Origin of the sequence: Paraglaciecola aquimarina, assembly GCF_032464635.1 — a bacterium.
GTDB classification, from domain to species: domain Bacteria; phylum Pseudomonadota; class Gammaproteobacteria; order Enterobacterales; family Alteromonadaceae; genus Paraglaciecola; species Paraglaciecola aquimarina.
Genome location: NZ_JAWDIO010000002.1, coordinates 2,810,391 through 2,827,310 on the forward strand (window position 1 = coordinate 2,810,391; position 16,920 = coordinate 2,827,310).

11 protein-coding genes and 4 pseudogenes are annotated in these 16,920 nt (G+C 41.5%); 8 read left to right on the forward strand and 7 right to left on the reverse strand.

Going from position 1 to position 16,920, the window contains the following annotated elements; all coding sequences use genetic code 11:
• Positions 1 to 35: 35 nt before the first annotated feature.
• Together carB and greA are read left to right on the forward strand one after the other, a co-directional pair.
• Positions 36 to 3,254: a carbamoyl-phosphate synthase large subunit gene (carB, locus tag RS130_RS13995; RefSeq protein ID WP_316026441.1), complete on the forward strand. Its 3,219-nt coding sequence runs from the start codon at positions 36 to 38 to the stop codon at positions 3,252 to 3,254.
• Between the two features lie 116 nt (positions 3,255 to 3,370).
• The gene (gene greA, locus RS130_RS14000) at positions 3,371 to 3,847 is read left to right on the forward strand and encodes a transcription elongation factor GreA (RefSeq protein ID WP_316026442.1); all 477 of its coding nucleotides are present in this window, start codon (positions 3,371 to 3,373) and stop codon (positions 3,845 to 3,847) included.
• 248 nt (positions 3,848 to 4,095) lie between these two features.
• Here the strand turns inward: greA and lnt are convergent.
• The 5 genes and pseudogenes from lnt to miaB form a co-directional block, all read right to left on the reverse strand.
• Positions 4,096 to 5,656, reverse strand: a pseudogene (gene lnt / locus RS130_RS14005) (apolipoprotein N-acyltransferase).
• Positions 5,657 to 5,697: 41 nt separating this feature from the next.
• A pseudogene (gene corC / locus RS130_RS14010) lies at positions 5,698 to 6,559 on the reverse strand (CNNM family magnesium/cobalt transport protein CorC).
• A 57-nt stretch (positions 6,560 to 6,616) separates the two neighbouring features.
• Positions 6,617 to 7,120, reverse strand: a complete 504-nt coding sequence (ybeY, locus tag RS130_RS14015) for an rRNA maturation RNase YbeY (protein WP_316026443.1) — start codon at positions 7,118 to 7,120, stop codon at positions 6,617 to 6,619.
• A 10-nt stretch (positions 7,121 to 7,130) separates the two neighbouring features.
• Positions 7,131 to 8,175: pseudogene (locus tag RS130_RS14020) on the reverse strand (PhoH family protein).
• 31 nt (positions 8,176 to 8,206) lie between these two features.
• Complete coding sequence (miaB, locus tag RS130_RS14025) at positions 8,207 to 9,640, reverse strand: tRNA (N6-isopentenyl adenosine(37)-C2)-methylthiotransferase MiaB (RefSeq protein WP_316026444.1); 1,434 nt, start codon at positions 9,638 to 9,640, stop codon at positions 8,207 to 8,209.
• Positions 9,641 to 9,887: 247 nt separating this feature from the next.
• On the opposite strand from miaB, the gene kdsA reads away from it, so the two are divergent.
• A complete protein-coding gene (gene kdsA / locus RS130_RS14030; protein ID WP_316026445.1) occupies positions 9,888 to 10,739 on the forward strand; it encodes a 3-deoxy-8-phosphooctulonate synthase in 852 nt (283 codons plus the stop codon).
• Positions 10,740 to 10,926: 187 nt separating this feature from the next.
• Here kdsA and RS130_RS14035 read toward each other — a convergent pair whose 3' ends face one another.
• Positions 10,927 to 11,238, reverse strand: a complete 312-nt coding sequence (locus RS130_RS14035; protein ID WP_316026446.1) for a hypothetical protein — start codon at positions 11,236 to 11,238, stop codon at positions 10,927 to 10,929.
• A 219-nt stretch (positions 11,239 to 11,457) separates the two neighbouring features.
• On the opposite strand from RS130_RS14035, the gene RS130_RS14040 reads away from it, so the two are divergent.
• The 4 genes from RS130_RS14040 (at position 11,458) to rlmM (ending at position 14,539) form a co-directional block, all read left to right on the forward strand.
• Positions 11,458 to 12,366, forward strand: a complete 909-nt coding sequence (locus RS130_RS14040; protein WP_316026447.1) for a transcriptional regulator GcvA — start codon at positions 11,458 to 11,460, stop codon at positions 12,364 to 12,366.
• Entirely contained in the window at positions 12,347 to 13,000 is a 654-nt protein-coding gene (locus RS130_RS14045) for an alpha/beta family hydrolase (RefSeq protein WP_316026448.1), read from the forward strand. Before RS130_RS14040 ends, RS130_RS14045 begins: the two co-directional genes overlap by 20 nt.
• Before the next feature lie 100 nt (positions 13,001 to 13,100).
• Positions 13,101 to 13,472 (forward strand): DUF423 domain-containing protein, encoded by a 372-nt coding sequence (locus RS130_RS14050; RefSeq protein WP_316026449.1) that lies wholly within the window; start codon positions 13,101 to 13,103, stop codon positions 13,470 to 13,472.
• Positions 13,472 to 14,539, forward strand: coding sequence for a 23S rRNA (cytidine(2498)-2'-O)-methyltransferase RlmM (gene rlmM, locus RS130_RS14055; protein ID WP_316026450.1), 1,068 nt, complete (start codon positions 13,472 to 13,474; stop codon positions 14,537 to 14,539). Before RS130_RS14050 ends, rlmM begins: the two co-directional genes overlap by 1 nt.
• Before the next feature lie 76 nt (positions 14,540 to 14,615).
• Here the strand turns inward: rlmM and RS130_RS14060 are convergent, their stop codons facing one another.
• Positions 14,616 to 15,521: a LysR family transcriptional regulator gene (locus RS130_RS14060; protein ID WP_316026451.1), complete on the reverse strand. Its 906-nt coding sequence runs from the start codon at positions 15,519 to 15,521 to the stop codon at positions 14,616 to 14,618.
• Positions 15,522 to 15,687: 166 nt separating this feature from the next.
• Here RS130_RS14060 and lldD point away from each other — a divergent pair.
• Positions 15,688 to 16,826, forward strand: a pseudogene (gene lldD / locus RS130_RS14065) (FMN-dependent L-lactate dehydrogenase LldD).
• Positions 16,827 to 16,920: the final 94 nt, after the last annotated feature.

Below are 16,920 nucleotides of genomic sequence, written 5' to 3' on the forward strand. Positions count from 1 at the left end.
AATAGATATTAAAAAAGTTTAGAGTAAGCAAAACTATGCCAAAACGTACCGACATAAAAAGCATCTTGATTTTAGGCGCAGGCCCAATCGTAATAGGTCAAGCTTGTGAATTCGATTATTCAGGCGCACAAGCCTGTAAAGCACTTCGGGAAGAAGGCTATCGCGTGATTCTGGTTAACTCGAATCCAGCGACAATAATGACCGATCCAGAAATGGCAGACGCAACCTATATTGAGCCCATTCATTGGGAAGTGGTTAAAAAAATAATTGAGAAAGAACGCCCAGATGCGGTATTACCAACTATGGGTGGGCAAACTGCACTGAATTGTGCCCTAGATTTAGAAAAGCATGGCGTACTGAAAGAATTCGGTGTTGAAATGATAGGCGCGACGGCTGATGCTATCGATAAAGCTGAAGATCGTGAACGTTTTGACAAAGCCATGAAAGCAATCGGTTTAGAATGCCCAAATGCAGAAATTGCTCATTCTATGGAAGAAGCTTACGATGTGAATTCGCGTATTGGCTTTCCTTGTATTATTCGTCCATCGTTTACCATGGGCGGATCTGGCGGTGGTATTGCGTACAACAAGCAAGAGTTTGAAGAAATTTGTCGTCGTGGCTTAGATTTGTCACCTACCAGTGAATTGTTGATTGACGAATCTTTGATTGGTTGGAAAGAGTACGAAATGGAAGTGGTCAGGGATAAAGCTGATAACTGTATTATTGTTTGTACCATAGAAAATTTTGATCCTATGGGGGTCCACACAGGTGATTCAATCACGGTTGCTCCCGCGCAAACATTAACCGACAAAGAATTTCAAATTATGCGTAACGCTGCGATTGCAGTCTTACGAGAAATTGGCGTTGAAACCGGTGGTTCTAATGTACAGTTCGGGGTTGATCCTAAAACTGGCCGTTTAGTGATTATCGAAATGAATCCTAGGGTGTCCCGTTCATCTGCCTTAGCGTCTAAAGCGACAGGTTTCCCAATTGCTAAAGTGGCGGCGAAATTAGCGGTAGGTTACACCTTAGATGAGTTGGCGAATGACATTACTGGTGGCTTAACACCTGCTTCATTCGAGCCTACTATTGATTATGTTGTCACTAAAATCCCTCGTTTTAACTTCGAAAAATTTGCGGGTGCAAATGACCGACTCACGACCCAAATGAAGTCTGTTGGGGAAGTCATGGCGATTGGTCGTAATCAGCAAGAATCTTTGCAAAAAGCCCTACGTGGCCTTGAAGTAGGGGTAAACGGTCTTGATCCAATAATTGATATCAATGATCCTGAAGCCAAAAATACTATTATCCGCGAGTTGCGGGAGCCAGGCGCAGAACGTATTTGGTATATTGCAGATGCGATGCGTATGGGCATGTCGGTTGAAAAAATATTTAAACTGACCAACATTGACCGCTGGTATTTAGTGCAGATTGAAGAGCTTATCCAATTAGAAAACCAAATTGCTGAATCAGGTTTATCGTCTATCGATCACACATTGATGAATACCTTAAAACGCAAAGGCTTTGCAGATTCACGTATTGCGGAATTAACCGGTGTGGATGTCGCTGATGTAAGAGAACTTCGCCGTGGATTTGATATTCACCCCGTTTACAAACGAGTGGATACTTGTGCCGCCGAGTTTTCGTCTGACACAGCTTATATGTATTCTACTTATGATGAAGAGTGCGAAGCGAATCCAACTGACAAAGATAAAATCATGATTTTGGGCGGCGGACCAAACCGAATAGGCCAAGGTATCGAGTTTGATTATTGTTGTGTCCACGCGGCGTTAGCGATGCGTGAAGACGGTTATGAAACGATCATGGTTAACTGTAATCCAGAAACAGTATCAACAGATTACGATACCTCTGACCGTTTATATTTTGAGTCGGTGACACTGGAAGATGTTCTTGAAATTGTACGTATTGAGCAGCCTAAAGGTGTGATAGTGCAATATGGTGGGCAAACACCACTTAAATTAGCACGTGCCCTAGAAGCTGAAGGCGTACCAATTATTGGCACCTCTCCAGATGCTATAGATAAAGCGGAAGACCGCGAACGTTTCCAGAAAATGGTGAATAAGTTAAACCTTAAACAGCCGGCGAATGCCACAGTTAGCAATATGGAAGAAGCGCTTGAAGCGGCTGTTGGGATTGGTTTCCCATTGGTGGTTCGTCCATCTTATGTACTAGGCGGTCGTGCTATGGAAATAGTCTACGACATGAAAGATCTTAAGCGCTATTTAACCAATGCGGTTAAGGTTTCAAATGATTCGCCAGTGTTGTTAGACCGTTTCTTAGACGACGCGATTGAAGTGGACGTGGATGCTATTTGTGATGGTGAAGAAGTGGTTATCGGCGGTATTATGGAGCATATCGAACAAGCAGGGGTTCACTCTGGGGATTCAGCCTGTTCATTACCTCCATACTCGTTGAGTAACGATATTCAAGATGTCATGCGTGAGCAGGTAAAAGCTATGGCTTTAGAGCTTGGCGTAATTGGACTGATGAATACTCAGTTTGCGGTAAAAGATGGTGAAGTTTACTTAATTGAAGTTAACCCTCGTGCTGCGCGTACTGTACCTTTTGTTTCTAAAGCGACAGGCATTCCTATTGCCAAAATTGGTGCCAGAGCAATGGCCGGTCAGTCTTTGGCTTCACAGGGGATCACAAAAGAAATTATCCCACCTTTTTATTCGGTTAAAGAAGTGGTGCTACCTTTTGCTAAATTCCAAGGTGTTGACCCTTTACTTGGACCTGAAATGCGTTCAACAGGTGAAGTCATGGGGGTTGGCGATAGTTTTGAAGAAGCTTATGCCAAAGCCAATTTAGGAGCTAGTCAACCCATTCCGGTTGGTGGTAAAGCTTTACTGTCGGTTCGACTGAATGACAAAAATCGTGTGATCGAATTAGGGCAAGCTATGGTCGCCAAAGGGTTTGCTTTAGAAGCAACCAGTGGGACCGCAACGGTTTTAAATGATGCGGGAGTGCCATGCAGCGTAGTGAATAAGCTTAGTGAAGGTCGTCCAAATATTGTTGATGCGATTAAAAACGGTGAGTACAACTACATTGTCAACACCACTGAAGGTCGCCAAGCAATCGATGATTCTGTATACATTCGTAAAGAGGCATTGTTAAATAAAGTGGCATACACCACCACAATGAACTCGGCTTTTGCCACGGTGAATGCTAATGAAGCAGATGATCGAGCAAGAGTGACCTCGGTACAAGATCTACATAAACGTATTCACTAAAATAGCGACTAACGAGCAATCTCAGGTTAGTTGCCAGTTGAAAAAAGTTATTTAGCACCTATTTAGTTATGTTAGGTGCTAAGTAAGCAAAACAAAAAATAAGAGAGTGTTACTAGATGACTCAATATCCAATGACAGCAAAGGGAGCAGAAATGCTACGTGCTGAACTGAATCATTTAAAATCAGTAAAAAGACCAGAGATTGTTAACTCAATTGCTGAAGCTCGTGAACATGGCGATCTAAAAGAGAATGCTGAATATCATGCTGCTCGAGAGCAACAAAGTTTCTGTGAAGGGCGAATTCAAGATATCGAAGGCAAACTGTCAAACGTACAAATTATTGACGTAACAAAAATGACTAATAATGGAAAAGTAATTTTTGGTACCACTGTTACTATTTTAAATTTAGATACTGATGAAGAAACGACTTATCGTATTGTAGGTGAAGACGAAGCAGATATTAAAAACAATTTAATTTCTGTGGTATCGCCTATTGCTCGTGGCTTAATTGGCAAACAATTAGATGATGTGGTCACTATTCAAACACCTAAAGGTGCCATTGAATATGAAATTTCAGCAGTAGAATATATCTAGCACCCACATACAGGGTTAGCAAATAATGCCCATAACGGTTCACGTTTTTGGGATTGAGCTAGGTATTCAAAAACAAATTTACGTCAAACGCCGCTCACTTAAGGTGAGCGGCATTTTTATACGCCACGAATAGTGGTACTCTATCTTCCCCAAAAAACTCCCCCAAGAAACGCTAATATCAGGCTCTGAAAGCTAGTGCAAAATTCGCTGGGACACTATCGCTGAGTGTACATTTGTTGGCGTTGGTATTAGACCTCGGCTACTTTTTTATTGTCTGCAGTCGATACTTTCACGGCATATATAAATAACAATAAACTGAAAAGCCACGCAGGCCAATTTCCCAATTGTCTATAAGGCGTCGTGCCTGCTACTAATTGGATACTGTCACTCAGTACGGCTGCTTCAAATTGAGGTAAGCGGCTTTGTATATTGCCATGATGATCGATGAACGCGGTAATGCCATTGTTAGTAGAGCGCAAAACGGGTAACCCCATTTCTTTTGCACGCACTTGGGCTATTTCTAAATGCTGTGCTGGGCCGTGTGAAGCACCGAACCAAGCATCATTGCTCACTGTAATTATAAAGTCTGTATTAAAATACAGATTGGCGCGTATTTGATCGGGAAAAGCAATTTCAAAGCAAATTGCTGGCGCAAATGCATAGCCGTTGGCTTTGATGTTAGCTTGCTGATAGTCACCACGACTGAAAGAGGACATGGGTAAATCAAATATAGGGGCTACGCTTCTTAGCCAGTCTTCAAAGGGAATGAACTCGCCAAAAGGCAGTAAATGATGTTTAGCAAAGCGGTTGCTGTGGTGGTAATGGTATTGACTACAGGAAAGGACGAGAATCTTCATGCTCGGTAATAGAATCTTTTAGGCCTAAGCCTATCAAGTTATTGTAAGCCTCTTGGCTCCTGTAATTGTAATTGACAATGCCTGCAATCAAACCTGTTTTAGTGGTGGCTGCCACAGTATCTAACTCTGCTAAATAGTCGTGTGCCACTGATTCTAACTGAGGAATAGCGGCTTCTGGCCAAATGATGACATCATTTTTTAACCAGTGCGCAGCGGTCATATTACGATATTTTTCCATTGTGGGTTGGTCGTGTTCAGGCACCCACCTAATTTCTTGTTGGATATTACCTTGAACCATAGCAATTTGAGTTGTTTTGCCTGTTGGGCTGGTCCACTTATATTGCTCAAGACAGTAACCGCTGATGAATATTAGCAGTGATAATAAGGTACAGTGTTGCCAGCTTCTATTGACTAAACCTAGGGCTAAGGATGTACAAAGCAGCATAACTAAGGCTGTTACACCAAACTCTCCAATCACAGGGAGCCAGCCACCCAAAGGACTGTTGAGCTGCGAGTAACCGATAGATAACCATGGAAATCCAGTAAACAGAGTACCTCGTAACCATTCAGCAACGAGCCAAACGAAGGGGAAAATCAAAGGCCATTGATTGACTGAAAAATAGCGGCGTATTAGATAAAAAGCTATGGCTGGGTACAACGCTAAATAGCCACACAGCAGCACCATTAGCCCAAGGGAGGCAACGAGTGGGATCCCACCGAAATCGGCAATGCTGACATGTACCCAACTGATCCCTACGCCAAACCAACCGGCACCAAAGGACAAGCCTAATTTGAATCCTTGCTTTGTTTTAACGGTGGTTAACAAATAGATAGAGGCGGGTAGAGCGACAAATACCAGCGGCCAAAAAGAAAATGGAGCATAGGCCAAGGTGAGTAAACCACCCAAAATACACGCCAGTAGCAGTTTTAAGGCAAACGGTAAATTTTTCATTTAACGTGGTTACTCAGTCGTGATTGACGTAAACAACTAGATTATTCATCTACGTCTGGTAGCGTGATTTTTAACTGTAATAAGCGACGTTTGTCTGAATTCGTCACTTTGAAGTTGATGCCATTAATGTCAATGGCTTCGTCACGTTCTGGCATATGTCCAAAGGCCTTTAATACAATTCCACCTATAGTGTCGGCCTCTTCAATGTCAAAACTAGTTTCGAAAAACTTATTAAAATCTTCTAGAGAGGTAAGTGCTTTGACTGAATAGGTATGTTTATTCAATGGACGAATACCATCGTTTTCATCATCGTCAACATCATGTTCGTCTTCAATTTCCCCAACAATCAATTCTAAGATATCTTCAATTGTCACCAGACCAGATACGCCACCATACTCATCGACAACTATCGCCATGTGATAACGTTTTTGACGAAATTCTTTGAGTAGCACATCAACTCTTTTACTTTCAGGTACGATCACGGCTTGACGTAAAATATTGCGCAATTCAAATTCATTACTATGGGATAAAGGCATATTCAAGTAAGTCTTTTGCTAGCAACACGCCTTCAATATGATCTTTGTCTTCATTAATAACTGGAAAGCGGGAGTGGGCTGATTCGAGTATAGTGGGCAGAAATTCTTCTACACTTTGGTCTATTTCAATGGTTCTCATTTGCGCTCTAGGGATCATTATATCCCTAACACGCATTTCGCTAACTTCCATCACACCTTCAATCATTTCACGTGTTTCAGTGTTGATGACCTCTCGCTCTTGAGCGTCGGTGATGACTTCTACTAACTCTTCTTTGCTATTCGGTTCTCCCGAAAGAGTTTGGACTATTTTTCCAATCCAACCTTTGTTGGCAGAACCGCTTGTAGACGGGGGATTATCTTCGCTCATGATCTCGTTTTATAAGTTAATTTAATTAGAATATTAATTGATTCTGTGCAGCCATCATTAATGATCTTGATAGGGATCGTCAATGGCTAATTTATGTAAAAGTGTTATTTCTAGGCTTTCCATTATATCGGCTTCGTCATCTTCAATATGGTCGTAACCTAATAAATGCAAGGTGCCATGAATAATCATGTGGGCCCAATGGTGTGAGATTATCTTGTTTTGTTGCTCTGCTTCCGTTGCTACTACTTGCGTACAGACAACTAAATCACCTAGCAAATTAGGCATTTCATCACTAATGCTAGCAGGATCAAGCGTTATTCCGGCAGGTAAAAATAGCGCGGGTTGCTCAAAAGGAAAAGACAACACGTTGGTGGTTTTGTCTTTGCCTCTATACTGATGATTGAGTTGCTGAATTTCATCTTCATCAACCACGCGAATGGTCATTTCACGTTCGGTTAGATTAAGGTGGGTTAACACTGTGTCTGTCCATAGCTGAAAATCTGCTTGGCTAGGGATATTGTCACCAGTTGAAGCAATTTGAAGGTCGAGTATGGCTGTCATGGTAATTTAACTAATTGTTCTCGGCGTTTTTTGCTAGGGCTTCTTGTTGGGCTTTTTTCTCTAGCCTTTCAATTTCACGTTGTTTTTCGTGAGCCTCATAAGCCAAAACAATACGCGCTACCACAGGATGGCGTACCACGTCGTTGGCACTAAAGAAATTAAAGGATATATCTTCTACGTCATTGAGTACATCTATTGCATGTCTTAAACCTGAACGCACGCCTCTTGGCAAGTCGACTTGGGTAATGTCACCTGTAATCACCGCTTGTGAGTTAAAACCAATACGCGTAAGGAACATTTTCATTTGCTCTACTGTGGTATTTTGGCTTTCATCTAAGATGATAAAGGCATCATTTAATGTACGGCCGCGCATGTAGGCTAATGGTGCGACTTCAATGACATTGCGCTCGATAAGTTTTTCAACTTTCTCAAAACCCAACATTTCAAACAAAGCGTCGTATAAAGGACGCAGATAAGGATCCACTTTCTGCGATAAGTCGCCAAGGTAAAAAACCGAGCTTTTCACCGGCCTCTACTGCAGGGCGAGTGAGTAAAATTCGTCTTACATCTTGACGCTCTAAGGCTTCAACTGCGCAAGCTACGGCTAGATATGTTTTGCCTGTACCCGCTGGGCCTACACCAAAGCTAATATCATGATTGAACACATTACTGACATAATCAGCTTGATTAGGGTTACGGGGCTTAATAACGCCACGTTTTGTCTTGATTTGAATTTCTTTACCGTATTGCTTGACTTGAGGCTGTTCTAGCCCCTTAGACTCTTGGATAGCTAAGTGCACTTTTTCAGAATCTAGCTCTGTCGATATCCCTTTGACTGGTTGAGTTTCAACGTATAAACGTTTGAGTAATTCTGTACCGCTGCTGACTTGAAGGCTAGGACCAACAATTTTAAATTCATTGTTTAAATAGGTGATTTCAATCCCTAAACGACGTTCAATTTGTTTGATGTTGTCGTCTAATGGACCACACAAACTGGCTAGGCGTTTATGGTCCGATGGCTCTAGTGTTAATTCGTTACTAACAAGTTTACTCAATTAAATTTCTCTTATCGCAATTAAATGTGAATTATTGTACTGGCGAAAAAGTGCCTACGCCTAAGTCATCGACCTGTGTATTGCTTTTGGTAAGGATAGCTTGTGGGGCTAAATCGTTTCGTAAATCCATTTGTGCCTCTGTGCGTACTACATTACCTCGTAAAGAGTTCGCGAAAACATCGGTAATCTTAATATCAACAAAGTGCCCAATCATATCGGGAGTACCTTCAAAATTGACCACTCGGTTATTTTCGGTACGCCCAGACAATTCCATAGGATTCTTCTTAGAAGGGCCTTCTACCAATATGCGTTGCTCAGTATCTAACATATTGCGAGCAATACGTAAGGCCTGTTGATTAATGCGTTGTTGTAGCAAGCTTAAGCGTAGTTTTTTGGTTTCTTCGCTCACATCATCTGGTAAATCGGCGGCTGGTGTGTCAGGTCGCGCACTGTAAATAAAACTAAAACTCAAATCAAAATCCATTGCTTGGATCAAATCCATGGTGGCTTCAAAATCAGCATCAGTTTCACCCGGAAAACCTATGATAAAGTCGGATGACATACTTAAATTGGGTCGTATTTTTCTCAGCTTACGAATTTTAGATTTGTATTCGATAGCCGTGTGGCCACGTTTCATTAAATTCAGCACACGGTCTGCACCAGATTGCACAGGCAAATGTAGATGATCGACCAATTCAGGGATCGTTGCGTAAGCATCAATAATGTCATCGGTAAATTCCACGGGATGAGATGTGGTGTAACGAATACGGTCGATACCGTTAATTGATGCTACCAGTTCTAATAACTCAGCAAAGGTACACACTGTGCCGTCAAAGTTGTTACCGCGAAAAGCATTGACGTTTTGACCGAGTAGATTGACTTCCCGTACACCTTGCTCGGCTAGTTGGGCGATTTCAAGTAACACGTCGTCTACTGGACGACTCACTTCTTCACCGCGTGTATAAGGAACTACACAGAAAGTGCAATATTTTGAGCAACCTTCCATGATCGACACGAAAGCAGACGGACCTTCAGCTTTGGGTTCTGGTAAGCGGTCAAATTTCTCTATTTCTGGAAAGCTAATATCGATAACAGATTTACTGCCACCTTTAATTTGATTAATCATTTCGGGTAAACGATGCAAAGTTTGCGGACCAAATACCATATCGACAAATGGTGCACGTTTGCGAATAGTGTCACCTTCTTGGGATGCAACACAGCCACCTACACCAATGATTAACTCCGGCTTATCTTTTTTTAGGTTTTTCCAACGGCCTAATTGATGGAATACTTTTTCTTGAGCCTTTTCACGAATTGAGCAAGTGTTAAGTAAGATGACATCCGCTTCTTCGGCCGTATCTGTGGCTTCGTAACCGTGGGTTGAATCGAGTAGGTCAGCCATTTTTTCCGAGTCATACTCGTTCATTTGGCAACCCCAAGTTTTAATAAATAGCTTTTTTGTCATGTGGATCGTACTAACCTTCTCAATCATTTTCAGCACCCGTATAAATTAACTTTCTATACGGCAAAATCGAACCGCGTATTTTACGGGTTATTTAGTTGATACGCTACTTTTATGCCTGATTATATTTCGATTAGCTAACCTTTACTTTAGCGAATACTTAGCCGCTGACCAACTTTTCAGATATGCACAAAGTGAAGGGCTTGATATGCTTACACAATTCGATAATTAAAGGTAGCAGAACAACCCTATGGAAAACTTACACAATATCACTATTCAAGGTATAGACGTCGCGAATGACAAACCTTTCGTTTTATTTGGCGGCATGAATGTTTTGGAATCTCGCGATTTGGCGATGACAATAGCCGAACATTATAAAGAAGTGACCACCAAACTTGGCATTCCTTATGTGTTTAAAGCCTCGTTTGATAAAGCTAACCGTTCTTCGGTTAGTTCTTATCGAGGACCTGGCATGGAAGAAGGTTTGAAAATATTTGAAGAGATTAAACACACATTTGATGTACCCGTGATCACTGATGTACATGAAACTTTTCAAGCCGCCCCTGTTGCTGAAGTGGCCGATGTCATTCAACTGCCAGCGTTTTTAGCCCGTCAAACTGATCTAGTGGTAGCCATGGCAAAAACGAACGCTGTCATCAATGTAAAAAAACCTCAGTTTTTAGCGGCTCACGAAATGCGTCATATCATTACTAAATTCGGCGAAGCGGGTAACGATAAAATTATTTTATGTGAACGGGGCTCTTGTTATGGCTACAACAACTTAGTGGTTGATATGTTGGCTATGGATGAAATGAAAGCATATGCGCCAGTTATTTTTGATGCGACCCATGCGTTGCAAAAACCTAGTGGCAGAACCGATTCGGCTGATGGCCGTCGCGCTCAAGCAGCACAGTTAGCCAGAAGTGGTATGGCATTAGGATTAGCAGGACTATTTATAGAAGCGCATCCAAATCCCAATCAGGCAAAGTGTGATGGACCATGTGCATTGGCGTTAGACAAACTAGAGCCTTATTTACAACAAATGAAAGCGTTGGATGAATTAGTTAAAGGCTTTGAACCGTTAGACACAAGTGCCGAATAAGTCACACAACTGTAAAACTGTGAGTATCAGATTGATGATGTCGACATTTACGTTGAAACAAGAGGTTTTCTAGTGCAGGGCTTGTAAGTTGTGCTGTGTGACGGGGGATATCATTTGAAATATCACGGTCACACAGCGTCTAACTTACTAAGAGATTGTTAACATGCAGACAAACAAAGCATTCAAATTAGTCTTTTATCACGACTTTAAATTTGAACTTCGGAAATGTTTTGTCCACTTCTTGCACCAATTCGTTAGCTTTAAGTTCTACCGTGTCAGTGGTTAATTGTTTAGCAATTGTTTTTTGAACTTTAGGTTGTTCTACATTACCTAAAATTCCATCGATTACGTTGTTGAATTCAGTTAATAGGTCTGCTGCGATGCTGTTCTCAACTGGCGCTTCAGCAGCCTTAGAAATTTTAGCATTGCTAGATTGAGAAAATAATGCAGCGACTAAAGTAATGGCTGCTATTGTACTTTTTGTAAATAATGTTTTCATGTTGTTAACCTTAAGTTTAGTAATGTTAAAAATGTAATGTTGTATTTGTTTGTTAATCTGCTTTGTGATGTTAATAGTTGTTTTAAAACAACTAATTTCTACCACGGATTGAATTTTATACAGCTGTAGGGTATTAATAAAATGACTTTTTTTATTGTTTTGCATTAGAAATTCTAATGCATTAAAATGCTTTAGTGTTTTCTTTTAAGCGACTACCAGATGAATCGCCGATTACCCCCTCTTAACGCCCTGAAAGCCTTTGAAGCTGCTGCGAGGCACTTGAGTTTTACCCGTGCAGCGGACGAGCTGTTTGTGACTCAAGCCGCCGTTAGCCATCAGATCAAAGGTCTTGAAGATTTTTTATCGATGAAACTTTTTGTGCGCAAGAAACGCGCTTTGTTTTTGACCGAAGAAGGGCAGACTTATTACTTAGATTTGAAGGATATTTTTCATTCGCTGAATGAAGCCACGGCAAGGTTATTGGCCAAAGGTGAAAAAGGTGCCATAACCGTGGCTTTACAAACGAGTTTTGCCATTCAGTGGTTAGTCCCGCGGATTAGTCAGTTTAGTCTATTAAACCCAGATATAGATGTACGTATTAAAGCGGTAGATGGCAATGAGGGGTTTTTAACCGATGATGTTGATGTGGCAATTTACTATGGTAGGGGAAAATGGTCTGGTCTAGCGGCAGATAAGCTACATACAGAGTACCTAACGCCAGTGTGTTCGCCGATGTTGTTCCAAGGTGATTTGCCACTAAAAACCTTAGATGATTTAGGTAAGCATACGTTGTTGCATGACATGACGCGTGATGCGTGGCAGGAGTGGATCAGGCACTTTAATGTGTTAGGGGTGAATGTTAATCATGGTCCAATTTTTAGTCACTCTATGATGGTGCAACAAGCCGCTGCTTTAGGCCAAGGTGTTGCACTAGGTTATAGTGTATTAGCCAGAGGAGAAATTGAAGCCGGTCGTTTGATTTGCCCTTTTGAAGAAAAACTCATTATGAAAGATGCCTATTATTTAGTGTGTCATCAATCTCAGTCTGAATTAGGTAAAATTACCGCATTTCGAGATTGGTTATTAAAAGAAGTAGAAGCAGAGCAAAATGATCAGAACTTTATTTAATCCTGCTCAGTCAACTGAAGGTGATGAGCCGCTAGCAACCTTTGTATTTGCGCATGGTGCAGGGGCAGGGCAAGACAGTGAATTTATGCAATACATGGCGCAGAGACTCTCTGCGCATAATATTAATGTGCTGCGTTTTAATTTTGCTTACATGCAGTTAGCCACCGAGTTGGGTAAACGCCGACCGCCAGACAGGGCGAATAAATTACTAGCACATTTTCAGCAGGTACTAGCGGAATTGGATACACACTTGCCGGTATTTATTGGTGGTAAATCGATGGGCGGTCGTATGGCCAGCATGTTGCTTGAGCAATCACAGGCCCGTGGCTGTATTTGTATGGGCTATCCTTTTCATCCACCGGGTAAGCCCGAGAAACTGCGTACAGAGCATCTAGTAACTATATCGAAACCCGTATTGATATTACAAGGTGAACGAGACACATTTGGGACGCGCCAAGAAGTTTCCCAGTACACATTATCTGAGCATGTATCGGTGAGTACCTTAGCCGATGGCGATCATAGTTTTAAACCGAGAAAAGCCTCCGGTTATACGTTAGAGCAAAACTTGCAATCAGCGGTGAAACAGAGTGTTAAATTTATTCAACTTGGCGCTACAACTAAAATAGCAGACTAGCCGTTGGCTAATTCTCTGATTTAAATGGTCATCTCCCTTTGATGTTTTGTTACAATCAATAGTTTCCCCTTAGCTGTATATAAAAGATCTGTAGATAGTCATGAAGTTAATATTAAGTTTTGCGGCATTGAGTGCCATGTTGTCGGTGGTACTAGGTGCTTTTGCGGCTCACGGTTTGAAAAATCAGTTATCTGAAACCTTATTAAGTGCTTTTCAAACAGGTGTACATTATCAAATGTTTCATAGTTTAGCGCTGATCTTAGTGGTCGTTTTATATCGGCAGATGCCTCATTCTCTGATGATATGGAGTGCCGGGTTTATGATTGCAGGTATCATACTGTTTAGTGGTAGCCTGTACTTATTGGCGCTTACCCAAGTTAAATGGTTTGGGCCAATTACCCCTTTAGGTGGCGTGTGTTTTATTGTTGGCTGGGCCTTGTTATTGGTCGCGGCATTAAAAGGAAATGGTTAATGGCTGGCTTATTATTGTATTGCCGTAGTGGTTTTGAAAGTGATGTTGCTAATGAAGTTCAAGACAAAGCCAGTGCTATTGAGGTATACGGTTATCCACAGACTAAACTACATTCCGGTTTCGTTTTGTTTAACTGTTATCAACCTGAACAAGCTGAATTACTAGCGAAAAAATTATCCTTTGAGCATTTGATTTTTGCCCGTCAAATGTTTGCATGCCAAGGGATTATTGAGAACATGGACGTGGCCGATCGGGTTACGCCAATTTTAGCAGCCTTTGAAAACTTTCCTCTATGTGGCGAGTTAAGAGTAGAATATGCAGATACCACCGATGGCAGAGAATTGTCTAAGTTTTGTCGAAAAATCAGTGTTCCCTTAAGACAGACGCTACGTAAAAGAAACAAGTTAACGAACAAAGAAAATGCCAGTAAACCAGTTGCCCATATATTTTTCACCACTAGTGATAAAGCTTATGTGGGTTACTCATTTAGCAATAATAACTCAGCATTACCTTTGGGGATCTTACGCTTAAAGTTTCCTCATGCAGCACCTAGTCGTTCTACCCTAAAATTAGATGAAGCGTTTCAAACTTTTATACCAAAAGAAGAACACGGGATACGTTTACAGGGGGGATTGCAAGCTGTTGATTTGGGAGCTTGTCCTGGTGGTTGGACATATCAACTAGTGCAAAGAGGCATGTTTGTGCAGGCGGTAGATAATGGTGCAATGGATCAAGCACTGATGGAAACCGGTCAAGTGACTTATTGCCCCGAAGATGGTTTTAAATTTCAACCTAAAAAAAATAATGTGTACTGGTTGGTATGTGACATGATTGAGCAACCACAACGAGTGGCTAAATTAATGGCAACGTGGGTAGCAGAAGAACGCTGCAAAGAAGCTATGTTTAATCTAAAGCTACCTATGAAAAAACGCTACGAATCAATGCAAGGTGCGTTACTCATCATTCAACAAGTCATGCATAGTGCTCAGGTCAAAAAATATCAATTGCAAGCTAAGCATTTATATCACAATAGAGAAGAAGTTACCGTTCACTTGAGGTTGATGTAATCTCTGGTAGCACATGTTAGGCATGTTTATGGCTAACATTCGCCTCCTTTAGATAGTTGACTGTATTGGGCGTATTTTACAATCTGAAATAATGGCTCAGACCATGATAGGCTTGTCGTATTTCCTCTATTAGCAGTTTTATTTTTAATGGTTGATGACGCGTATAAGGATATACCGCATATACACCTAACTCTCTTGGTGTAAAGTCGGGCAGTACTCGTTGTAACTTTCCTGACAGCAGCTCTTCATGTACCGAACATTTAGGCACATATATGATACCACTATTATTTAATGCCGCTTTTTTAAGACTCAACGCATTATTTGAAGACAAACTCCCCGACACCGCGACAGAAAAGGTGTTTTGCTGTTGTGTAAAGCGCCAATCACTGCTGCCCTCTGATTGCAGATCATAACGCAAACAATTGTGCCGTTTTAAGTCGTCTAATTTTGCTAATTCAGATGACTGGCATAGATACTCTGGTGAAGCACAAACGACCCATGACGAGTCAATAATTTTGGTCGCTATTAATGACGAATCCGCTAGTTTTGCAGTACGAATAGCTAAGTCAATGCCATTTTCTACCAAATCGATGAGGTCATTTTCAAGCCTAAGCTCAATGCTTATCTGAGGATAAGCTTGGCAAAATTTCGCGACTAAGTCGGCCAATAACAGCTCGCCGGATATAGTCGGTACAGACATACGTATGTGCCCAGATATGTTTTCACCAAATCCCGATAGTGCATCCAAGGCTTCCGTTGTCGCTTGTTGAACCATTTTGGCTCTGTGTAGCAGAATCGTACCTGCTTCAGTTAGTGTTAGCTTACGGGTCGTTCGATATAAAAGTTGTACCCCAAGATCTTGTTCTAAGCGGGCAATGCGTTTGCTCACCACTGAATTGGTTAAATTGTTGGCATCGGCCACTTTACTGAAGCTACCGAGTTCAATGACTTGAGAAAAGAGGATGAGATCGTTTGCTTGCATGATTTGGATGTTTTAGGAAATAATGTTTTTCATTATTTCTATTTATTCATAAAAAATAAAGCAGTAAATTAGTGACTGGCTACTTTTGAATATTGTCTGTTAAAAAAGCTGTTGTATTTATTGGTCAATCACAACGGCTTAATTTAAGGATCCTACGAGGAATAAAATGATTATTGCAGCATCAACTGATTACCGTAAAGCAGCAAAAGCTAAACTGCCTCCTTTTTTGTTTCACTATATTGATGGCGGAGCATATGGGGAATATACCCTCAAACGGAATACCGAAGATCTAGCTGAGGTGGCATTGCGTCAGCGGGTTTTAAACAATATGTCAGATTTGAGTCTGAACACTAATATTTTTGGTGAAAAGCTGGACCTACCCATTGCGTTAGCACCAGTGGGGTTAACAGGCATGTACGCGCGTAGAGGCGAGGTGCAAGCAGCAAAAGCAGCCGAAAATAAAGGGCTACCATTTATTATGTCGACTGTGTCTGTTTGCCCTATTGAAGAAGTGGCACCCAAAATTGACCGCCCTATGTGGTTTCAACTTTATGTGTTGAAAGATCGCGGTTTTATGAAAAATGTATTGGAACGTGCCAAAGCGGCTGGCGTAACAACCTTAGTTTTTACCGTAGACATGCCAGTGCTTAAGGTGCTCGTTATCGAGATATGCACTCCGGTATGAGTGGTCCTAACGCCGCGACTAGGCGAATTTTTCAATCAATGTTACACCCGCAGTGGGCGTTTGATGTTGGACTGTGTGGTAAGCCACATGATTTAGGCAATATCTCAACTTATCGCGGTGAACCTACAAAGCTTGAGGATTATATCGGCTGGCTAGGTGCGAATTTTGATCCCTCTATTTGCTGGAAAGATCTAGAGTGGGTGAGAGAGTTTTGGGACGGACCTATGGTGATTAAAGGTATTTTAGATGTTGAAGATGCCAAAAGCGCGGTGAGTTTTGGTGCTGATGGTATTGTGGTGTCAAATCATGGCGGACGGCAACTTGATGGGGTTTTGTCTTCCGCGCGGGCTTTACCTAGTATTGCTGACGCGGTCAAAGGGGATATCAAAATATTTGCAGACTCAGGAATTCGAACAGGCTTAGATGTCGTTAGAATGTTAGCTTTAGGCGCTGATTGTACTTTACTGGGTCGATCATATATTTATGCCCTAGCTGCACAAGGCCAAAGGGGAGTTGAAAACTTACTCGATTTATACGCAAAAGAAATGCGGGTAGCGATGACGCTAACCGGCGCCAAAAGTATTGCAGAATTAAATCGAGATTCTCTGGTTAATCTTTGAGCGTAGGGCTAAACATACTTTTGATGGTAGTTTTGATTGATTTGGCCTTTGCCTAATTGTTGATACTACCGTCTTTATTTTTGATAAGTGTATG